At 60.3% G+C, this 18,242-nt stretch carries 20 protein-coding genes; 9 read left to right on the forward strand and 11 right to left on the reverse strand.

Features of this window, described 5'->3' with window-relative positions; genetic code table 11:
* The first annotated feature begins 175 nt into the window (after positions 1 to 175).
* Positions 176 to 643: a translation initiation factor IF-3 gene (locus tag FIU93_RS08800; RefSeq protein ID WP_152505386.1), complete on the forward strand. Its 468-nt coding sequence runs from the start codon at positions 176 to 178 to the stop codon at positions 641 to 643.
* A gap of 8 nt (positions 644 to 651) precedes the next feature.
* Here FIU93_RS08800 and FIU93_RS08805 read toward each other — a convergent pair whose 3' ends face one another.
* Together FIU93_RS08805 and FIU93_RS08810 are read right to left on the reverse strand one after the other, a co-directional pair.
* Positions 652 to 1,026 (reverse strand): YkvA family protein, encoded by a 375-nt coding sequence (locus FIU93_RS08805; protein ID WP_152505387.1) that lies wholly within the window; start codon positions 1,024 to 1,026, stop codon positions 652 to 654.
* A gap of 106 nt (positions 1,027 to 1,132) precedes the next feature.
* The gene (locus tag FIU93_RS08810) at positions 1,133 to 1,381 is read right to left on the reverse strand and encodes a hypothetical protein (RefSeq protein ID WP_023002954.1); all 249 of its coding nucleotides are present in this window, start codon (positions 1,379 to 1,381) and stop codon (positions 1,133 to 1,135) included.
* 201 nt (positions 1,382 to 1,582) lie between these two features.
* Here FIU93_RS08810 and FIU93_RS08815 point away from each other — a divergent pair, with 201 nt between their 5' ends.
* On the forward strand, positions 1,583 to 1,834 hold the full coding sequence (locus tag FIU93_RS08815; protein WP_023002955.1) for a YMGG-like glycine zipper-containing protein: 252 nt from the start codon (positions 1,583 to 1,585) through the stop codon (positions 1,832 to 1,834).
* A gap of 143 nt (positions 1,835 to 1,977) precedes the next feature.
* Here the strand turns inward: FIU93_RS08815 and FIU93_RS31365 are convergent, their stop codons facing one another.
* Positions 1,978 to 2,139 carry a hypothetical protein gene (locus tag FIU93_RS31365; RefSeq protein WP_156912406.1) on the reverse strand — a complete coding sequence of 54 codons (162 nt, stop codon included), beginning with the start codon at positions 2,137 to 2,139 and terminating at the stop codon, positions 1,978 to 1,980.
* 73 nt (positions 2,140 to 2,212) lie between these two features.
* Here FIU93_RS31365 and FIU93_RS08820 point away from each other — a divergent pair, with 73 nt between their 5' ends.
* Both FIU93_RS08820 and FIU93_RS08825 read left to right on the forward strand, forming a co-directional pair.
* Positions 2,213 to 2,488, forward strand: a complete 276-nt coding sequence (locus FIU93_RS08820; protein WP_152505388.1) for a hypothetical protein — start codon at positions 2,213 to 2,215, stop codon at positions 2,486 to 2,488.
* A gap of 136 nt (positions 2,489 to 2,624) precedes the next feature.
* The gene (locus FIU93_RS08825) at positions 2,625 to 3,656 is read left to right on the forward strand and encodes a sodium:calcium antiporter (protein ID WP_152505389.1); all 1,032 of its coding nucleotides are present in this window, start codon (positions 2,625 to 2,627) and stop codon (positions 3,654 to 3,656) included.
* Positions 3,657 to 3,684: 28 nt separating this feature from the next.
* Here FIU93_RS08825 and FIU93_RS08830 read toward each other — a convergent pair whose 3' ends face one another.
* Both FIU93_RS08830 and FIU93_RS08835 read right to left on the reverse strand, forming a co-directional pair.
* The gene (locus FIU93_RS08830) at positions 3,685 to 4,272 is read right to left on the reverse strand and encodes an exopolysaccharide biosynthesis protein (protein ID WP_152505390.1); all 588 of its coding nucleotides are present in this window, start codon (positions 4,270 to 4,272) and stop codon (positions 3,685 to 3,687) included.
* Between the two features lie 145 nt (positions 4,273 to 4,417).
* The gene (locus tag FIU93_RS08835) at positions 4,418 to 4,870 is read right to left on the reverse strand and encodes a host attachment family protein (protein ID WP_023002960.1); all 453 of its coding nucleotides are present in this window, start codon (positions 4,868 to 4,870) and stop codon (positions 4,418 to 4,420) included.
* 208 nt (positions 4,871 to 5,078) lie between these two features.
* On the opposite strand from FIU93_RS08835, the gene FIU93_RS08840 reads away from it, so the two are divergent.
* Together FIU93_RS08840 and FIU93_RS08845 are read left to right on the forward strand one after the other, a co-directional pair.
* Positions 5,079 to 5,507 (forward strand): DUF4399 domain-containing protein, encoded by a 429-nt coding sequence (locus FIU93_RS08840; RefSeq protein WP_055659623.1) that lies wholly within the window; start codon positions 5,079 to 5,081, stop codon positions 5,505 to 5,507.
* A gap of 89 nt (positions 5,508 to 5,596) precedes the next feature.
* The gene (locus tag FIU93_RS08845; protein WP_286202415.1) at positions 5,597 to 6,172 is read left to right on the forward strand and encodes an MgtC/SapB family protein; all 576 of its coding nucleotides are present in this window, start codon (positions 5,597 to 5,599) and stop codon (positions 6,170 to 6,172) included.
* A gap of 6 nt (positions 6,173 to 6,178) precedes the next feature.
* On the opposite strand, the gene FIU93_RS08850 is transcribed toward FIU93_RS08845, so the two are convergent.
* Positions 6,179 to 7,867: an acyl-CoA dehydrogenase family protein gene (locus FIU93_RS08850; RefSeq protein WP_152505392.1), complete on the reverse strand. Its 1,689-nt coding sequence runs from the start codon at positions 7,865 to 7,867 to the stop codon at positions 6,179 to 6,181.
* Between the two features lie 163 nt (positions 7,868 to 8,030).
* Here FIU93_RS08850 and FIU93_RS08855 point away from each other — a divergent pair, with 163 nt between their 5' ends.
* On the forward strand, positions 8,031 to 8,921 hold the full coding sequence (locus FIU93_RS08855; protein ID WP_023002964.1) for a YihY/virulence factor BrkB family protein: 891 nt from the start codon (positions 8,031 to 8,033) through the stop codon (positions 8,919 to 8,921).
* Positions 8,922 to 8,957: 36 nt separating this feature from the next.
* Here the strand turns inward: FIU93_RS08855 and FIU93_RS08860 are convergent, their stop codons facing one another.
* Positions 8,958 to 9,833, reverse strand: a complete 876-nt coding sequence (locus FIU93_RS08860; protein ID WP_023002965.1) for a DMT family transporter — start codon at positions 9,831 to 9,833, stop codon at positions 8,958 to 8,960.
* Between the two features lie 312 nt (positions 9,834 to 10,145).
* Here FIU93_RS08860 and FIU93_RS08865 point away from each other — a divergent pair, with 312 nt between their 5' ends.
* Both FIU93_RS08865 and FIU93_RS08870 read left to right on the forward strand, forming a co-directional pair.
* Complete coding sequence (locus tag FIU93_RS08865) at positions 10,146 to 12,083, forward strand: HAMP domain-containing methyl-accepting chemotaxis protein (RefSeq protein ID WP_209010320.1); 1,938 nt, start codon at positions 10,146 to 10,148, stop codon at positions 12,081 to 12,083.
* A gap of 170 nt (positions 12,084 to 12,253) precedes the next feature.
* On the forward strand, positions 12,254 to 13,438 hold the full coding sequence (locus FIU93_RS08870) for an FAD-dependent oxidoreductase (RefSeq protein ID WP_152505394.1): 1,185 nt from the start codon (positions 12,254 to 12,256) through the stop codon (positions 13,436 to 13,438).
* An 80-nt stretch (positions 13,439 to 13,518) separates the two neighbouring features.
* Here FIU93_RS08870 and FIU93_RS08875 read toward each other — a convergent pair whose 3' ends face one another.
* The 4 genes from FIU93_RS08875 to FIU93_RS08890 all read right to left on the reverse strand — a co-directional run bounded on the left by FIU93_RS08875 (position 13,519) and on the right by FIU93_RS08890 (position 18,239).
* Entirely contained in the window at positions 13,519 to 14,481 is a 963-nt protein-coding gene (locus tag FIU93_RS08875) for a hypothetical protein (protein ID WP_062486775.1), read from the reverse strand.
* A gap of 130 nt (positions 14,482 to 14,611) precedes the next feature.
* Positions 14,612 to 15,406, reverse strand: coding sequence for an alpha/beta fold hydrolase (locus FIU93_RS08880; protein ID WP_152505395.1), 795 nt, complete (start codon positions 15,404 to 15,406; stop codon positions 14,612 to 14,614).
* A gap of 53 nt (positions 15,407 to 15,459) precedes the next feature.
* A complete protein-coding gene (locus FIU93_RS08885; protein ID WP_209010321.1) occupies positions 15,460 to 16,650 on the reverse strand; it encodes an adenylate/guanylate cyclase domain-containing protein in 1,191 nt (396 codons plus the stop codon).
* A gap of 68 nt (positions 16,651 to 16,718) precedes the next feature.
* The gene (locus FIU93_RS08890; RefSeq protein ID WP_209010322.1) at positions 16,719 to 18,239 is read right to left on the reverse strand and encodes a glycosyltransferase family 39 protein; all 1,521 of its coding nucleotides are present in this window, start codon (positions 18,237 to 18,239) and stop codon (positions 16,719 to 16,721) included.
* Positions 18,240 to 18,242 lie beyond the last annotated feature (3 nt).

An 18,242-nucleotide genomic window follows, 5' to 3' on the forward strand; every position in this document is an offset into this window, starting at 1 on the left:
ACCGTTTTCGACATGCCGGGTCACATTTTCAGGGGCTAAGGCTCCGGCTGGCCTGATCATGGCCAGTCGGGCAACTGCCGGTTCTGGATGGTTGCAATCCGACCGGCAGATGGTCAAGTAAGCAGTCAGCTCGCGCATATCAAGGAAGGACAGCGGTTTGGACGGCGGGAAATTCATGTTGCAGCTTCTCAGGATCGCGTTCGGTTTCATCTTCGCGGTGCTGGCGTGCGGCCTGTTCCTTGCCTGGGGCTTTTTCCGGGCCGGGCATCCCGAAGCCGATCCGATTGCCTTTGCAACCATGGTCGGAAGCGGTCTCGTGGGTGCAAGTGTGGTCGGTGCCACGGCCCTGACCCCGGCTGCCGTTGCAATCGTTCTGGCCGAAGCTGCACGGCTGCGCAGTTTCCTGTTTCACGTCGGTGCCGCCGGGGTGATCGCCTTTGCAGTCTGGACACTTGGAGCCGAAGCCGCGGACAGTGCCTTCCGGCCGGGAAGTGCGGTTGCGCTGGCGGCCGGATTTATCGGCGGTGGAATTTACTGGCTGATTGCCGGGAGAACGTCAGGCTGCTGGCACGGAACCAAAGCGGCCGGTCATGTGATGCACAAGCCGGCACAAGACGATCAGCCCGGACGCGACCATCCCTAGAAAAGCGGTCATATTTCACCGTCCTTCAAGGCATCCTTTGCAGCCTGGTAGTGATCCGGCCGCATGTGGCTGCGGATCATCGCGAGGGCAGCCAGAAGCACGGTCGCGTCATCGCCGAAGCCGATGCCGATCAGAAAATCTGGAATTACATCCAAAGGCAGCACGAAATACGCCAGCGATGCGAGGACGGTGGCCCGCACCTTGCTGGGGGTCGCGGGATCGAGCGCGCAGAAATAGCCGGCGACGACATCTTCCATGAACGGCACCTGACGCGCGGCCTTGCGGACCGTCGTCATCAATTTCTGACGGATCGTCTTCTTCTGCTCTTCCTCCGGACCGAGGATCTCGGGGTCAAAGCCAAGGTCTTCAAAGGTGGTGTTCATGGGTCCGCCTGTGCTTGTGTTCGCCCTTAGAGATAGGTTTTCTTGCCGGCAGCTTCAACGTTTCGCCCTTCCAGGCCGGGCTGGAAGGGCCGCGCAGGGTCGACGGTCAAAGGGTTGCCGCGCTGTTTTCCTCAGCCTCGGCAAGGTCGCTATGGCCGAGGCGCTCCAATGCCCTGTCGATGTCCCGAAGGCCCGACGAATCCGGGGTTTCGTTACCCATCGGGCTTTCCGTCGCCGCCCGTTGCAGGGCACGTGCGTCCTCGCGCATCCTCAGAAGCTCGTCTACGCGATCAGCCTTGCTGCGCGTGTTGTCTTTCAGAATACGGGCGATCTCGTCCCTGGTCCTGTCAGTCATGTCGGATCCTCCTGTAAATGGCAGCCGGGAAATCCTCCGCTGGATCGCCGGCTGCCCGATACCGGGCAAACGTTCGAGGGTGACAGAAGTTCCTCCGCACGACGGATCTCTGCGTTGGTCTTGGCGGCAGTTTCCCATCTTTTTCTGGAACATTTCCGCTGCTCTCCCGTTCTGCCTAATGCAACACGAAGGGAGTTGATCATGTGGAAAATCATGCTGGTTGCGGTCGCTTTGACTGGTCTGACCGCTTGCAACAACACGCAAAAAGGCGCGGTGATCGGTGGTGCCTCAGGCGCGGCGATCGGTGCTGCAACGACCGGTAAGGCAGGCGGAGCGCTTGTTGGTGGCGCTGTCGGCGCAGCTGCCGGTGCGCTTGTCGGAAGGGCAACGGAACCGGGCAAGTGTATCTACCGCGATTCCTATGGCCGCGAATATGTGGCGGCTTGCCGTTAATCGGTCTGCCCGGCGATCTGCCGGGTCACCTTCTGTGAGCGGGAGTTGAACCTCTCGTCTGAAAAACAAAAGGGACGACCTTTTCAAGGTTCGTCCCTTTTGTTTGGTCCTTCGAAGGGCTTTACCCTTCCGGACTGGTAAACTCAAAGCAGGATGTAACCGACAACCGCCAGTGCGATTACCGCGCCTGCGGTGCCGATCGCCAGGACGTAACGCATCTCGTGAAGTTCGAGGCCCTGCTTGGCTTCCTTTTCTCCCAGAACGACTTCTTTGTCCTGTGCGTTGGTCTGCCTTTGATAAGTCATCTCTACCTCGCTGGATTGTGCGTCGTTGCAAGCGCTGAGGGCGGTTTGGCCTCATCACTCTTCAGAACAACGTTTGAGCGGCAGTAGTGTTCCTGAAAACGTCCAGGCTGGCCTGGGCGTGCGGTCAATAGCTGAGCAGGAATATCAGGGCGATCAGCGAAAAAATGATGCCGCTGAATCCGAAGCCAAGAGCAAGGTGCTTCCAGCTGGAGGCTTCCTTGTCTCTGATCCTTTCGCGCAGGATGGCAAGGTGCCGGTCCGCATCGTCGTTAAAGCCGTGATAGATCATCTTCACTACCTCGCGATGTTGCCACTTGGCAGCCAGGCTCGACTGCTCTTCAGCGGATAACGCGCAAGACCCTTATTCGTTCCCCTCCGGGGGGTTTCAAGGGAGAACCTTCAGGTGGGAACTTCCTGATGGGGTGGCCGTTTTCCCTTTGAAGTCCGGACAACTTCCGCAAATGCCAAGAGGGGACAAGGTCACTATGGGTTTCGACAGCCTGCCGCTGTGGGTCTTGCTTGCGCTTTTTGCAGGTGCCGGTGGAGTTATACTGGTTTGCGGCGTTCATCTGACCGGTCAGGCTGACCGTATCGCCGACCGGACAGGGCTGGGCGAGGCCTTGGTTGGCGGTGTCCTGCTGGGGGCGGCCACGTCGCTCTCGGGCACTGTGGTGTCCGTAACTGCTGCGCTGGACGGCCGCGCGTCGCTGGCCTTTTCAAATGGCGTTGGTGGTATCGCTGCGCAGACTGCCTTTCTGGCCATCGCTGACATCGTTTACCGGCGCGGCAACCTGGAGCATGTGGCCGCTGACGTTTCCAGCCTTTTTCAATGTGCCCTGCTGATGCTTTTGCTGGCCATTCCCCTGGTCGCCTACACCACCCCGGAAATCACGTTGCTGGGCGTTCATCCAGCCTCCTACGCCCTGGTTATCGTTTATGGCAGCGGTTTGCTGGCTCAGCGGCACGTGCGGGAGCAGCCCATGTGGCGTGTCGTGAATACGTCCGAAACCCACGAGGACAGCCCGGATGAGGAACAGCACGACCTGCGCGGTAACTTGCGGCTTATCGCAGGGTTTTCAGCGCTGATGCTTATCCTCGCCTCGATGGGCTGGGTGCTGGCGGAGGTGGCTGGCGCGCTGACGGACCGTTTCGATCTCAACGCCTCGCTTGTCGGTGCGCTGATGACAGCCGTTGTCACCTCGCTGCCCGAACTGGTGACGACGCTGGCAGCCGTGCATCGTGGTGCCCTGCAGCTCGCCATCGGCGGCATTGTTGGCGGCAACACCTTCGACACTCTGTTCCTGACGCTTTCCGATGTCGCCTATCGCGACGGCTCGCTGTATCAAGCCGTCTCCCCTCAGGACTATTTCTGGCTGGCGATCGGGCTGGTGATGACAGCGGTTCTGCTTCTGGGGTTGCTGGTACGGCAGAAGTCAGGCCCCGGCGGGATCGGTTTTGAGAGTGTCAGTCTGCTTGGCATCTATGGCGGTGCCATCGCGCTTCAGGCGCTCGGTTGATCCTGCGAACCTGTTCGGGAGGCCTTCTTCAGAACAAGGCCGTCAGTGCCCAGACAACGATGGCCAAAGGTAAAAGCGCGGCTAGGGCAAAGAGACCGTCCCGGGTGAGGAGAGAGAAGGCAATCAGGCAAACAGATGCGCCAAGAAGCGATGACGAGAATGGCACCAGTTCGAGAAAGGGCATCAAGGCGCCGAACAGGAGGCATGAGAGCGGCAACAAGGCCCGAAGAGGTTGCCGAAACAGGAACCGTGCTCTCGCGCGGGAATGTTTGTCCAGCCAGCGTGCGGCGGGCCGCAGCTTGTTCATCGCCACCCGCACCTTGTCGCCCTCAAGACTTTGCTGACCCAGCCAGTGGGGAAGCCAGACCCGGTCGCGTTTCATCAGCCATTGTGCCGCGATCAGGCAAATGGTCACTCCACAAAGGCTTGAAAACAGGGGAATGCCGCTCAGCGGTGTCACGACGGCGGCCGCGGGCACGATCAGCATCGTCGCAAATCCGGTTTTCTCGAAAGCGCCGACCACGCGGTCAAGCGAGACCTGTCCTTCTTTCGTGATGTCTCCGACCCTGTCGACAATGGACGTCAGGGGCCGGTCCAAGTCCGGATCAACGGTCATGGTCCTGCCTGTTTCAGCGGCCGCAATTGGCGGCCACTGTGTTCTAGGGTGAAAAAATTCCGAGCCTGCTCTTGCAAGGCACATCGTGGCAGGGGTATTCGGACGGTGGCGGCCGAATGCCCTCAGCGTCTGCGCAAGAAGATGATTATCTTCCGAAGACAAGTTTCTCGATGCGATCGACAGGATGATTGGTGAGATCCTTGTCGATCTCCGCGACGACACGGTCACTGACTTCCTTGTGCAGGCGCTTGCGGACCTGGCCGAGAACCGACGGGGCTGCGACCAGTACGATCTCGTCGAACTTGCCCTTGTGGGCGCGCTTGTAGAGCATCTGGGCAAGGTCCGCGGCGAAATCGTCTTCAGCCAGCGCATGCCAGTCGGCTTCCTGAACTGCACTTCGATGCCCCTGCGGACCGTCACTCAAACGACCGGGACGGTCAGCGGTCTGCTCGCGGTTGGGAGGGTTGTCCTGGGTTTCTTTCCGAAAGACCTTGAGGTCCGGCACGTGTTCCGTGCCCGCGTTGGTCAGGAACAAAGCCTTGGTTCCGTCGGCAACGACTACCCAACCATCATGTTTCAGTCGGATCGCATCCTTCATGTCGCACTCCTGCAGTTTTGGGTCCGTCTGGAGTGAACGCCGGACCACCGGAAGCGTTCCTGAGGATATCTGTGACAATTTCGACAGTTCGCAAGCCTACCAGTACGGGAAACGGATTGCAGGGCCTACCGGAAGAGAGCGCGGCGCCCTAAGTGAAGAGTGGTCGTGAGGAACAATGCAGAATTCCGTCCTTGAAAGGGAGAAGATCATGAAGAGACTTGCAATCGGGCTCGGTGCTGCCGTGCTTGCCCTCACAGGTACCGTCGCCCAGGCTGGAGAAACTCCGGCACCGGACGGCGTGAAGCTCTACTTCGTAAACCTGAAGGATGGCGACACCGTCAAAAGTCCGGTGACCATCCAGTTCGGCCTCTCCGGAATGGGCGTTGCCCCCGCCGGTACGGAAAAGGAAAACACCGGACACCATCACCTGATCATCGATGAGAGTATCGAGGGCGAGGAGCTGAACGAAGCTATTCCGGCGGATGACAATCACAAGCATTTCGGTGGTGGGCAAACCGAAACCACGATCGAATTGCCAGCCGGTTCACACACGTTGCAACTGGTGCTGGGTGACTGGTCGCACATTCCGCACAATCCGCCGGTCATGTCGGAAAAGATCACGGTTACCGTGGAGTAGGCGGCAGCCAGCACCGGTCACCTTCCGGAACGAAAGACTTGTTGCGGCGTTGCTCTGTTATGCTGACCGACCCGCAACAAGGAACGACCATGGTAGACCGGCTTGCCGCAGAGATGGACCTCGGCTTCGGTGCGGTTCCGCTGGACGTTCTGGTTCTGCGGATGATTGCGGCCATCGTTCTGGGCGGTATCATCGGGTTCGAGCGGGAAGAGCGTGGCAAGGATGCCGGGCTCAGGACGCATATGCTTATCGCATTTGCCTCGTGTCTGTTCCTCCTGATCAGCCAGGCGCTTGCCGATCTTCCCTTTTCCGGGGCGAGCAACGTCAATGTGGATCCGCTCCGTCTGGTCGAAGCCGTCACAGCGGGCGTGGCGTTCCTCTCCGCCGGTCTGATCTTCTCCCGCAACGGCTCGGTGCAGAACGTCACCACAGGTGCATCAATGTGGCTGGCAGGTGCCATCGGCACGGCCTGCGGCGTCGGTCAGATCGGATTGGCGGGTCTTGCAACACTCATGGTGGTGATTGTCCTGGCCGTCATCGGCCGCCTGCAAAGCAAGCTCGGTCCCCGGGCCCGGGACAGCGCCCCGGACGAGGGAATGAGCGAGAGATCTGACAAGCTTCGCCACGCGCAGGCACACGGCCATCGCGACAAAGGGGCGATCTGATGACGATCAGGCGTTGCCGCGCGTCTCGAGCAAGCGGCGCGCGATGACCTGAGCCTGAATTTCCGCCGCACCTTCGAAGATGTTCAGGATGCGGGCGTCGCACAGGACACGGGAAATTGCATATTCCAGAGCAAAGCCATTGCCGCCGTGGATCTGCAACGCATTGTCCGCCGCGGCCCATGCAACGCGGGCACCAAGCAGTTTCGCCATGCCTGCTTCCAGATCGCAGCGTTTGCCGGAATCCTTCTGCCAGGACGAGAAATAGGTCAGCTGGCGGGCGATCATCAGTTCGGCAGTCATCATGGCCAGCTTGTCGGCAACACGCGGGAAGTTGACCAGTTCCTTGCCGAACTGGACGCGTTCTTCGGCGTATCTCAGGCCCAGATCCAGTGCAGACTGGGCGACGCCCAATGCGCGGGCAGCGGTTTGGATGCGGGCGCCTTCAAAGGTCTGCATCAGTTGCTTGAAACCTTCGCCCTCGACCTGGCCGAGAAGGTTCTCGCCCTTCACCTCGAAGCCGTCGAAAGCGATTTCATATTCCTTCATGCCCCGGTAGCCGAGAACTTCGATCTCGCCGCCGCTCATGCCGTCTGCCGGGAAGGGCTCCTCATCGGTGCCGCGCGGCTTTTCCGCGATAAACATGGACAAGCCCTTGTAGCCGGGTTCATCCGGGTTGGTGCGGGCCAGCAAGGTCATGATATCGGCACGGACCGGATGGGTAATCCAGGTCTTGTTGCCGGACACCTTCCAGACGTCGCCGTCCTTCACGGCGCGGGTCTTCAGCGAGGCAAGGTCCGAGCCGGTATTGGGTTCGGTGAAGACGGCAGTCGGCAGGATCTCGCCGGATGCGATTTTCGGTAGCCAGTGCTGCTTCTGCTCTTCCGTTCCGCCGCACAGAATGAGTTCCGCCGCGATTTCGGACCGGGTGCCGAGCGAGCCGACACCGATATAGGCGCGGGACAGTTCTTCGGAGACGACGCACATGGCCTCCTTGCCAAGTCCGAGGCCACCATATTCTTCCGGTATGGTGAGGCCAAAGACGCCGAGCTCGGACATCTGCTCGATAATCTCAAGCGGAATATATTCGTTTTTCAGATGCCACTCGTGCGCGTTGGGCACGACGTTGTCTTCCGCAAAGCGGCGCATCTCGTTGCGGATCTGCTCCATGGTCTCGTCCAGACCTGGGTCGCCGAAGGTGGAATGGCCCGCCTGGTCGCGGATCAGGCGGGTGATCTCGCTGCGGATTTCCGGACGGCTTCCGGTATCGATCAGCGACAGGATTTCGGCTGTCTGGAAGACAAGAGCTTCTTCGGAAGAGACGCCAAGATCCGCCAGGCGAACGATTTCACCCTGGTTCATCGGAATGCCACCAAAGATCTGTGCAAGGTACTCCGCAAATCCGAGCTGGACGATGTAGTCCTCAAGAGCGCCGTAGCGGCCTTCCGCGGTCAGACGTTTCGCGTAGGCATCCAATTGGCGCAGAGACTCCACATAGGTTGCAAACCAGGCCAGTCCGTGGGTTGCCCTTTGCTCTTCTTCCATCAGGCGGGAGGAGATGCGCCCATCTTCGCTCACGCGGTCGCGCACCCGCTGCGCTGCAAGATTGAGCAGATGATCGAGCGTGGCGACGGCAGCTTCCGTTCGCTCGGTAAGGCTTGCGGGTGTTTCTGCGGCCGGCAGGGCTGCGGTGGACATGGCGATCTCCGTTTTCATTTGTTGCGCAGCAGCGCTTCTTGTTGAAGCTATGTTGCGTTGCACACCCTCATTTGTCGAGCGTGAATTTATAGACCTTTTGGCGGATGCGGTTTTCACTACCCAGGCTTGACGAATTGTGTCAGCGCAGGCCACATCTTGGGTCATGAGCGCCAGACAGACAGTTCTCGTGATCTACGCCGTCCTGAAAGACGCCATCGGTCACTTCGCCCGGGATGACGGCTTTGCAATGGCCAGTCACGTGGCACTGTCGGGGTTGCTGGCGATATTTCCCCTGCTGATCTTCATCGCCTCGCTCGCGGCCTTTCTCGGCATGACCGGTGCTGCCGACACGGTGTCGGAACTGCTGTTCGATGCCTGGCCGGCAAGCGTTGCATCGCCTGTCGTGCGGGAAATCCAGAATGTCCTGACCATTCGCCGCGGCGACCTTGTGACCTTCGGCGCCGTTGCCGCTCTGTGGTTTTCCTCCAACGGTGTGGAGGCGCTGCGTACCGCGCTCAACCGGGCCTACCGGCAGCATGAAAACCGCTCCATCGTGCTGTTGCGGCTGCAATCGATCGGGCTTGTGCTGCTGGGTGCCGGCATTCTGCTTGCCTACACGTTTCTGGTGGTTCTGGCGCCGCTCGCCCTCGAGGGGCTGAAGGTCTTCGTGCCGCAGGTCGAGACTTTCCTGCTGTCAATCAACGTTGCCCGATACACACTGGCCGGATCGCTGCTGATCATCGGCCTTTTCATCACCCACTGGCTGCTGCCCGCGGGGCATCGCACTTTCCGCGACCTGTGGCCCGGAGTGCTCGCCACACTGTTCATGTGGATCATCGCCGGCAGTGCCTTCGGCGCCTATCTCGCCAGCTTCGCCAATTACGTCTCCACTTATGGCGGTCTGGCCGGGATCATGACCGCGCTGATCTTTCTTTATATCTGCGCGCTCGTGTTCATTCTGGGCGGTGAACTCAACGCGGCAATCTCCCGTCAACGGCGCTACTGGCGCCGCCGTCAGGAACAGCTTGCGCTGGCGCTGGATACAGAAGCCTGACCGGATTTTCCGCAAGACGGCTTCCGGGGACCACCCCTAGCTCCTTGCTGGCTTCTTGCGGATGGTCAAGACGGCGCTGATGACCAGCACCATGCCACCGATCTGAACCGGCGTCAGGGATTCACCGAACAGGAAATAGCTTTCCACCGCTGTTGCCACCGGCACCAGATAAAATAGGCTGGCGACCTGGGAGACCGCGCCCTCGCGGATCAGCAGCATCAGGAGCAGGATCGCGCCGACGGACAAGACCAGCACGAGCCAGGCCATCGCAAAGATCAGCTCACCTGACCAGGTGATCTGCCAGCTTTCGGTCAGGCTCAGCGGAATTGTGACAAGCAAAGCGCCGACGTACTGCCAGACAGTTGCCGCCATGAGGTCGGTCTGCTGTACGAAACGCTTCTGGTAGACTGTTCCCAGGCTGATGGCCGCAACGGAGATGAGGACCACGAATATCGTCACCGGTGTGATGCCCGATCCGGCAAGGTCGAGTTTCGGACCAAGAACGAATGCAAGACCAATCGCTCCGATGGCCATGGCGAGCCAGTGTCTGCGGGAAATGGTTTCGCCAAGCAAAGCCACCGCGATGAGCGCGGTCAGCACGGGCTGAAGACCGACAATGATCGAGGACGCTCCAGCCGGCATGCCCTGTTTGATTGCCCAGAACACACCACCGAGATAGATGCCGTGAACCAGCATGCCGGTGAAGATGCAATGGGCAATGGCAGCGGGATCTTTCGGCCAGGACTTCGATAAGAACATCGCCAGCAGAATCAGCACCGGCAAAACCGCAACGAAGCGGACCGTCAAAAACACCATCGGATCGATGTAGGGCGCGCCGAGTTTAGAACCGACGAAGCCCGTAGACCACAGCAAAACAAAAATGGCCGGTGCGGCTCTGGCGAGGAGATTCAATTGCAGCCTCAATGACAAAGTCGAAGATGACGCAAGGTTAGATTGCGTCGAGTCGGTGGGGTTACACGCATGTTAACCGTAAGTTGGCATTTATAGTCAAATATACGGCGCAAACATGAGTGTTCGAACGTTCTGTCGTGAAAGAAACGCAGGCCAGAAGCACGAACACTTCCAGATCGATCAACTCATGGATGTAAACATCGACCCCGATGGCACATCCGTTGATCCAGGGGACATACGCTGGTGGCCTTCAGATCTCAATCACCTTTTCGGATCTTCGCGAATTTGTCAGTCAAAGCCAGAATTCTGGCCTTGAGCCTTTTCACCATTGTGGGGCTCCTTGCGATCGGCGGTGTCTTCTTCTGGAGCCAGGGTGAACTCAATTCGGCCTTCGCGCGCATGAGCAGCAGTTCGACACTGGCCGGACAGGTCAGCACACTGTCGGAAAGCGCCGCGGCGCTACGCTCGATTGAAGAGCGTTACCACAGCACGCCATCCGTCGAGACGTTCCAAAGTTTCAACGCCAAGCTTGAAGAAGCCAGCGCAGTTCTGGAGACGATCGCAACCAACCCGGCCGCAGCGGCCTACGCTTCGGAAATCGCCGACGTCAAGGATACGCTGGAAGGCACAAGAGGTGCCTTCGAGATGCTGGACACTGCCCAGCAGAAGATCGGGTATGACACTACGCAGGGATATCTGGCGGGGCTCAATGAATATGCAGGGGCGGTCAAGCATCGCCTGTCGGAAGAGATGAAATTCGGCGGCGGGCCGGATTTCGAAAAGCTGGCCCGCGCGATCCTGGCCGTTCAGCTGGCGGAACGGGAGTTCACGCTCAACAATACCGAGGCGGCGCTGGAGGTTTTCCAGGGCGAGTTCAACGATTTCGAAAAGCTCTTGAAGAAAGTCTATATCTCCGACGCCATCAAGGCGGAGCTGGCCGACAACATGGCCAAATACAAGACGACTTTCGACGATTACACAGTCGCCAAGACAGAGCGGGGCGAGCATTCGGAACTGCTGGAAAACCTGTTTGAACTTGTTCCACCGCACATCGCGTCCCTCAGCGAAGCCGCCAACACCACTCAAGGTGAAGCCGCCGGTCAGCTTGAGATGGCCCGGTCGATCGCAACCTATGCAATCGGCGGGGCTATCGTGGTTCTGCTTCTGCTGCTTCCGGCCATCGCGCTTGTGATCGGCCAATCGGTGGCGCGCCCGCTGGCACGTCTGCAGTCGGCCATGGAAGCTCTTGCCAGCGGCCAGACCGACCTCGACCTGCCGGACGACAGTGGCAGCACCGAGCTTGCTTCCATGAGCCGCACGGTTCAGGTCTTCCGTGACAATGCGGTCGAGCGGGCTGAACTTGCGGCCTCGCAGGATCAGGAAAACCGGCGGCGCGAAGAACGCGTTGCCCGTCTCGATACTCTGATCGGCCGGTTCGAGGGGACCGTGTCCGCGGCACTCGACAGTCTTGACCGAGCCAATGGCGAACTGCGGCAGACGTCCCAGTCTATGGAACAGTCGGCCGACGATGTCGCCAACCAGTCCGGGGAAGCAGCCGAAGCGGTGCGCACGGCGGCGGAAAACGTCACTTCCGCAGCTCATTCCGCGGAAGAGCTTGCCGCGTCCATCGCCGAGATCGCCGGCCAGGCCAACAAGTCGACGGAAGTGGCCCAGCAGGCGGTGCGGAGTGCGTCTTCAACGGTTGCCACCATGCAGGAACTTTCCAGTGCGGCAGACCGGATCGGCGAAGTCATGGGGCTGATCCGCGACATTGCCAACCAGACCAATCTGCTGGCGCTGAACGCGACCATCGAGGCTGCCCGCGCGGGCGAAGCAGGCAAGGGGTTTGCGGTGGTTGCTGCCGAAGTGAAGCAGCTTGCCGACCAGACCTCGAAAGCCACCGAGGATATCGCGACCCAGATCGAGGCCATCCAGGGGTCTTCCGGTCAGGCGGTCCAGGCGATCGAGGACGTCAACCGGATCATCTCCGACATGGAAGGCCTTGCCTCGGCTGTGGCATCGGCTGTGCAGCAGCAGGACGAAGCCGTTCAGGCGATCTCGCACAACGTTTCCAGTGCCTCGGCGCGGTCCGAACAAGGGGTGTCGAGCATGGAGGCCGTCGGTTCGGCTGCCGAGCTTGCACGGTCCAACGGTTCCGAAGTGGAGCACCTCGCAGAATCGCTTGGCGAGCAGGGCGCGTTGATCCGGCAGGAAGTTGCCGAATTCCTGCAAGGCGTGCGCAGCGCCTGATCTCGAACCGGAACGCTTGAAACAAAGAAAATCGAAAAAACGCCGTGTCCGCACCGACGCGGCGTTTCGCCATTCTGGCGGCCTGCGTTTCTTCGTGCTAGCCATGCACTCAAACGATCGGCCGGCACACCATCCGCCGGACCGGCCAAGCGCAAAGAGGGCGAAGCGGAATGCAGGAAGACATCGTCATCATCGGAGCAGGACAAGCCGGAGCCCAGGTCGCCCAATCCCTGCGGCAGGGCGGATTTGAAGGCCCGCTGCGGCTGATCGGCGACGAACCGCATCCGCCTTATCAAAGACCGCCGCTTTCCAAGAAGTTCCTGGCCGGCGAGATCGGCGCCGAAGGCTTGTGGCTGCGCCCGCCGGCTTTCTTCACCACCAACAATATCGACCACATTCCCAATACCAGAGTGGTTGCGATCGACCGTGGCGCGAAACGCCTGACACTGGCAAACGGCGATACGCTGCCGTATGGCAAGCTGGTTCTGGCAACGGGCACCAATGCCCGGCTGCTGACGCTGGAGGGTGCGGACAAGAAGGGCGTGGTCACGCTGCGCTCGATTGCCGATGTCAACGTGATCCGGGACATTCTGCAAAAAAGCAGCAATGTCGCCATCATCGGAGCCGGGTACATCGGTCTTGAAGTCGCTGCCGTCGCCAAAAGCCTGGGCAAGTCGGTCACCGTTATCGAGGCGCAGGATCGTCCGATGAAGCGCGTGGTCAGTCAGGCGGTCTCCGACTATTTCTCCGGCCTGCACAAGGCCCGCGGCATCGAATTGCGCCTGAATACGGGCATCGAGGCAATCGAGGGTGGTGACAGTGTCACCGGCGTCCGGTTGTCGACAGGCGAGACGGTTCCGGCGGAGCTGGTTCTGGTTGCCGTCGGTGCAGAGCCCAATGATCACCTGGCCGCAGAGGCGGGCCTGGAGGTCGACAACGGGATCCTGGTGGATGGATGCGGCCAGACCAGCGATCCTGACATCTTCGCTGCGGGTGACTGTACGCGTTTCTATTCCAACCGCTACCAGCGGTCCGTGCGCATGGAAAGCGTCCAGAACGCCATCGACCAGGCAAAGGCGGTTGCCCAGGCGCTGCTGGGTCAGGAAGTCGATTACGACCCGTTGCCGTGGTTCTGGTCCGATCAGTACGACATCAAGCTGCAGATCGCCGGTCTGTCGGAGGGGTATGACGACACAAAGGTCGTGGGTTCGACCGAGGACAACAAGTTCTATGTCGCCTACCTGCACGATGGCCGGCTTATTGCCGTCGACAGCATCAATTCACCGCGCTCGCACATGATGGCCCGCCGGGTGATCGGTGAGCCGTGGCGTGATGATCTGCTGCCGGAAGCCTGAACAACAGGTTCCGATAGGATAGGTGCAGGCGGGCAACAGGAGGGCGAAGCGCTTCCATTGTCCGCGGTTCGCGCCTGCTGTTATTCGACCTTGCCGAATTTCTCCATGAAATAGGCGGTCATTTCCTTGTTGCGGTCGTACTGGTGCACGATGGCGTAGGGCTGCTTGTCGAAGGTTTTGACCAGCCCGTCCTCGAACACCGGCACGGTTTCCCGAGGCATGCAGAACCCCGGTGCGTCCGGACCGACATTCGCACTGACCGCGTGCAGCAGCCAGGGAACCTGCCAGTTCACCTTCTCGGCCTTTTCCTTCCAGCCGCAAAAGGTCAGCAGCTGGTTGAAGGCGGCCTGATCACCGCTGCGTTTGGTCTGGTCGAAGTAATAGACCGCCAGCATGAAATCCATCATCGCCTCATAGCGGCCGGCGAAATAGCCAGCGCAGCACACGGGAACCTTGGCCACACGGTCATAGGCATGGCGGCCGTAGGTTTTCAGGACGTTCCGGCGGTTCCAGGGGTCTTCATGGGTGATGCTTTCCTCACCGATGAGGAGATCCTTGCCCGGAGCAAGGTTCTCTTCCATCCAGGCGAACGGGTCAGACTGGAAGATGACGTCCCGGGCATCCGAGAACGCGACGAAGCGCACAGGTTCGCCAAGCGCATCGAGATGCTGTTTCACCAGGTGACTGGCATGGAAGAAGCGCCGGTCGTAGATTTTGTCCTTGAAACGCAGGACGCGCTTGTTCCAGGTCCAGCGCCTGTCGGTGTAAAGTTTGCCGCCATCGGTATGGTCGGCGATTTCTTCCCGAAGCTGCGAGTAGGAGTAGCGCTTCTTGCCGGCGTCATGATCGAAGGTGATGACGAGCGAGCCCATATGCTTCATGTAGTCAACAAGGGCTTCGCTGACATTGTAAGCCACCGCGACTGTCCGGCCGCGATACCCCGTTGCCTTCAGGGAATTGTACCAGGCCGCCATGTGTTTCGGCTCATAGCCCGACACCGCCGTGACGATGACATCGTTGGCTGCTGACATTTCGGCTGACATGCGCGCTCCGGCTCGGTTCATACAGGCCCCGCCGTCCGATCGGCCAGGTTTCGGCCTGCTACCTATCCCAAACCGCGCCGGGGGGCCAGATCACGGGGAAACTTTCTGGAGTTCCAGATGTTGGTCCGCGTTAGCAGCCAGCGTTCTGAAGGATGAGCCGGGTCACTTCCTTGGGCAGTTCCAGATGCAGCATGTGGCCGGTTCGTTCGAAAATGTGCGTGGCAACGACACCCGGCAGCTTGTGGGCCTGGCGCGTCGGCAGGACACGATCCTGTGTGCCCCAGAGGACCTTGATCGGCATGGGCAGGGCTGCCAGTTCGTCGCGCGGCAGGGTCTTTTGAACGCTGCCGTCGATGATCTCGTCCGCGATTGCCTCCAGTGTCGCGGCCGCGCCCGGGCGCGCACGACTTTCGGCGGCCGTTCTGGCGAGGAATTTCGGCAGTTTGAACTCCCAGCCGAAGAACTGCTCCAGCAGGGTTTCCATGGCGTCGGCATCCGTTGCAGCCGCATAGCGACGCAACAGGCGGTGATTGATTTCGGAGCCGAAGCCGCCCGGCGCCAGCAGGGTGAGGCTGGCCACCAGATCAGGATTGCGCAGGGCAATCAGCGCGGCCACTGCGCCGCCCATGGAATGGCCGACCAGATGGACCCTCGTCAGCTCGAGCGCCTCCAGAGACTGCCCGACAGCTTTTGCGGAAACCCCCGCATTGCCGATCCGCGGCCAGTCCAGCGCCTCGCCGTGCCCCGGCAGATCGAACGCTATGGAGCGTTTCTTCGAAGCCAGTGCCGTCTGTATGTTGAGCCAGGTTTGCCGGTCGCCGCCGAAGCCGTGCAGCAGCACGACCGGAGCACCGTTGTCAGGGCCGGTGGATTCCTGGTCTCTGAAAGGCAGATGGGAAGGGGCGTCGGGACGTAGATCGGTCATGTCGGTCTTTGCTTGTCGGTGGGATGAGGAAATACCTGCCGGACGGGCGGCTTTCAGAAAAGCCGGTCCAGGGTAAACAGGGGCTGGGGGTCGGTGAAGCCGTTCAGTTCGAACGACCCGGCCGGTTTTGATCGTTCGCTGGCGAAGCGGGCGACGTCTTCGGTCATCAGAACGTCGGCGCCGACGGTCTTGGTGAGGCTTTCGATCCGTGCAGCCGCATGGACCGTCTGGCCGATCACCGAAAAGGTGAGCCGGTGCGGGACGCCAATATTGCCGAACATTACGGAGCCGACGGACAGGGCGATGCCCGCCTTGAGAACGTGTGGCAGCGCCGGGTCGGCGTTGATCGCTTTCAGACGCTTCCGGCTTTCATCCGCGGCCGACAGTGCCTGTGCGACCGCCTTGTCCAGGCTTTGCGCGCCTATGGGAAAGACGCCCAGAACGGCATCGCCGATAAAATCGAGCACTTCGCCGCCTTTTGCCAGAATCGCACCGGCTGTCGCGTCGAAATAGGTGTTCAGAAACGACAGGTAGGCATCGGGACCAAGCAGTTCCGCAATCGCGGTCGAATTGCGCATGTCGCTGAAATAGATCACCGCATCGACGGTCTGGCCGTCGCCATGGCGGATCTGGCCGCTGAGCACCTTGTTGCCGGCGATCTTGCCGAGATACGTCTCTGCGATCGTCTGGTTGATCTGCCCCTGAATGGTGGCGCGCGCGGCCAGGGCAAAGCGTTTTTGAATGTAGCGGATTGCGGTTAGGGCATCGTCGGAAAATCCGTCGCTTTCCCGCGTTGCCCAGCTGATCACGATGCCGGAGGTAGCAATCTGGTCCTTGATGGTCGGCAGGTCGAATTCGGTCGCGATGACGATGTAATCGGAGTACCCGCTATCCTTCAGCCGAACGAGCAAGGGAAACTCGAGCGGGGCATTGGCGTTCGTGAGGCGCCGTCGCAGGACGGATTCCTGGTTGACCAGCACGGCACGGACGGGACTTTGCAGCCACTCGTCTGTTTCTTCGGCATTGTGGGCAATCTGCTCGCGCTGGATTTCGGTGCCGTTTTCCCAGATGGCGGCTTCCGCCTCGATCAGGGGATGAAGGGTCGACCAGCCGATCATGGCGCGGTCCACAGGAACCTCGCATGCGCGCAGGCGCTCGCACATCTCTCCGAACATCGACCCCAGATCGGGTGAGCCAAGAGACTGGTCGATCAACCAGTCTTCCACGCCGTCGATTTCCGCCATACTGATCATGGCGCCAAGTTAGTGTTGTTTTCGTCCGGTTTCCAGACGGCTTGTGCCAGCGTTTGCGATTAATTCGCTGGTTCGAAAACCACCTTGCCAGGCGGGACGATGACCCAGTTGACCGTGACGTCGGGAATGCTGCCGGAGGTCAGGTAGGCGAACGTTCGTGACCCTTCGCGGACAGCATCCGGATAATAGCGGCGGATTTCCTCAATCGGTGTTTCCCGGTCGCCTCGCCAGACGATCATCAGACCCTTCTCCTGGACATCCTTCGGGTCGATCCAGGGGCTGAGGGTCCGGTCATGCAGATAGAACATCGACGGGCGGCTGGCGGCCTGTGTGGTGACGTTGGCTGCCGACCACATATCGCCAGCCACATAGGCAAGATCGGTGCCCATGTGCTCCTTCCAGACGCGTGCCATGTCTTCGGCGATCGCCTTGCCGGGATAGTGGAGCCGGGTCTGCTTATGTTTCCAGTGCGGCTCCAGAACCGCCTGCCCGAACAGGATGCCCAGGAAAATCGCCTGGATGGCAACGGTGGCAACGAGGGCGCGGGCGGGAAAGGGCCAGAGTTGCGGCAGTGCCAGAAACCGCACCGCCAGGATGCCGGACAGCACGAACATGGGCGTGCCCCACATGTGTTCGAACTCGTTGCCGGTAACGGCTGATGCAATCAGAACAACTGCAAGCGGCAGAACGGCAAACCAGAGCAGAAAGCGGTCGGAAGGTGTGGCCAGGGGTGTGACCGCTTCGCGCCTGCGCAGTCGAACCTGTTTCAGGCCGTGCCAGCCAAGACCGGCCAGAAGCACAAGGAACAGGCCGGCGTGATTGCCGATCTGAGCTGCCAGGAAGTTCAGCGGATTGAACAGATGGTCGACAAAACCGTCAGCCGGATTGCTGCGGCTGGCGGCGTAGCGCAACGTCAGGAAGTCCGTTTCCCGAAGCCATGCCGCGTGTGGCACCAGCAGGGCAAGGCAGACGGCTATCGTCACCCAGGGCCCCGGGCGCAGGATATGCCGCCGGGCATCGGCGAAGACCAGCGCGTAAAGTCCGATTGCACCGATCAGGAGCAGCACGAAATATTTCGTGTAAAGGCCGAAGGCGGCGAGGGTGCCAAGCAGGACCCAGTCGAGCAGGCGGCCTTTGTCCACTGCCCGGTGAAACAGCAGCATCATGCCTGCCCAGATGGGGATCTGCAGTATGTTCGGGTTGAATTCCGGCAGGGGCATCGTGAAGTAGAAGGTGACGCTGGTCAGCACGAGAGACCAGAAGGCCTGCTGGCCGGAAAGACCGAGACGGCGAGCGAGCCGCCAGATGAACAGATAGCCAAGGGCAACCGAAAGCGCGCTCAGCCAGTACCCGCCACTGACGCCCCCCGTGAGACGATAGGTGAGCTCCAGAAGCCAGGCCTGCATCGGCGGATGTTTGGTATAGCCGAGCTGAAGTTCCCGGCCCCAGGCAAAGCCTTCAACCACGTCAAGTGGCGGGTTGGGAAAGGTCAGGGCCGGTATCAGGGCATAAAGCAGGCAGAGGCCGCCAGCGTAATAAAGGGCCGCCCTTGAAGGAGCGTTTTCGATCAGACGTATCAAGGG

Origin of the sequence: Labrenzia sp. THAF35 (assembly GCF_009363595.1) — a bacterium.
GTDB lineage: Bacteria > Pseudomonadota > Alphaproteobacteria > Rhizobiales > Stappiaceae > Roseibium > Roseibium algicola.

Bases quoted from the DNA above. Each gene is read 5' to 3' on its own strand.
- FIU93_RS08800 (WP_152505386.1), top strand. From the start codon at position 176: ATGTTGCAGCTTCTCAGGATCGCGTTCGGTTTCATCTTCGCGGTGCTG.
- FIU93_RS08805 (WP_152505387.1), bottom strand. From the start codon at position 1,026: ATGAACACCACCTTTGAAGACCTTGGCTTTGACCCCGAGATCCTCGGT.
- FIU93_RS08810 (WP_023002954.1), bottom strand. From the start codon at position 1,381: ATGACTGACAGGACCAGGGACGAGATCGCCCGTATTCTGAAAGACAAC.
- FIU93_RS08815 (WP_023002955.1), top strand. From the start codon at position 1,583: ATGTGGAAAATCATGCTGGTTGCGGTCGCTTTGACTGGTCTGACCGCT.
- FIU93_RS31365 (WP_156912406.1), bottom strand. From the start codon at position 2,139: ATGACTTATCAAAGGCAGACCAACGCACAGGACAAAGAAGTCGTTCTG.
- FIU93_RS08825 (WP_152505389.1), top strand. From the start codon at position 2,625: ATGGGTTTCGACAGCCTGCCGCTGTGGGTCTTGCTTGCGCTTTTTGCA.
- FIU93_RS08830 (WP_152505390.1), bottom strand. From the start codon at position 4,272: ATGACCGTTGATCCGGACTTGGACCGGCCCCTGACGTCCATTGTCGAC.
- FIU93_RS08835 (WP_023002960.1), bottom strand. From the start codon at position 4,870: ATGAAGGATGCGATCCGACTGAAACATGATGGTTGGGTAGTCGTTGCC.
- FIU93_RS08840 (WP_055659623.1), top strand. From the start codon at position 5,079: ATGAAGAGACTTGCAATCGGGCTCGGTGCTGCCGTGCTTGCCCTCACA.
- FIU93_RS08845 (WP_286202415.1), top strand. From the start codon at position 5,597: ATGGTAGACCGGCTTGCCGCAGAGATGGACCTCGGCTTCGGTGCGGTT.
- FIU93_RS08850 (WP_152505392.1), bottom strand. From the start codon at position 7,867: ATGTCCACCGCAGCCCTGCCGGCCGCAGAAACACCCGCAAGCCTTACC.
- FIU93_RS08855 (WP_023002964.1), top strand. From the start codon at position 8,031: ATGAGCGCCAGACAGACAGTTCTCGTGATCTACGCCGTCCTGAAAGAC.
- FIU93_RS08870 (WP_152505394.1), top strand. From the start codon at position 12,254: ATGCAGGAAGACATCGTCATCATCGGAGCAGGACAAGCCGGAGCCCAG.
- FIU93_RS08875 (WP_062486775.1), bottom strand. From the start codon at position 14,481: ATGTCAGCCGAAATGTCAGCAGCCAACGATGTCATCGTCACGGCGGTG.
- FIU93_RS08880 (WP_152505395.1), bottom strand. From the start codon at position 15,406: ATGACCGATCTACGTCCCGACGCCCCTTCCCATCTGCCTTTCAGAGAC.
- FIU93_RS08885 (WP_209010321.1), bottom strand. From the start codon at position 16,650: ATGGCGGAAATCGACGGCGTGGAAGACTGGTTGATCGACCAGTCTCTT.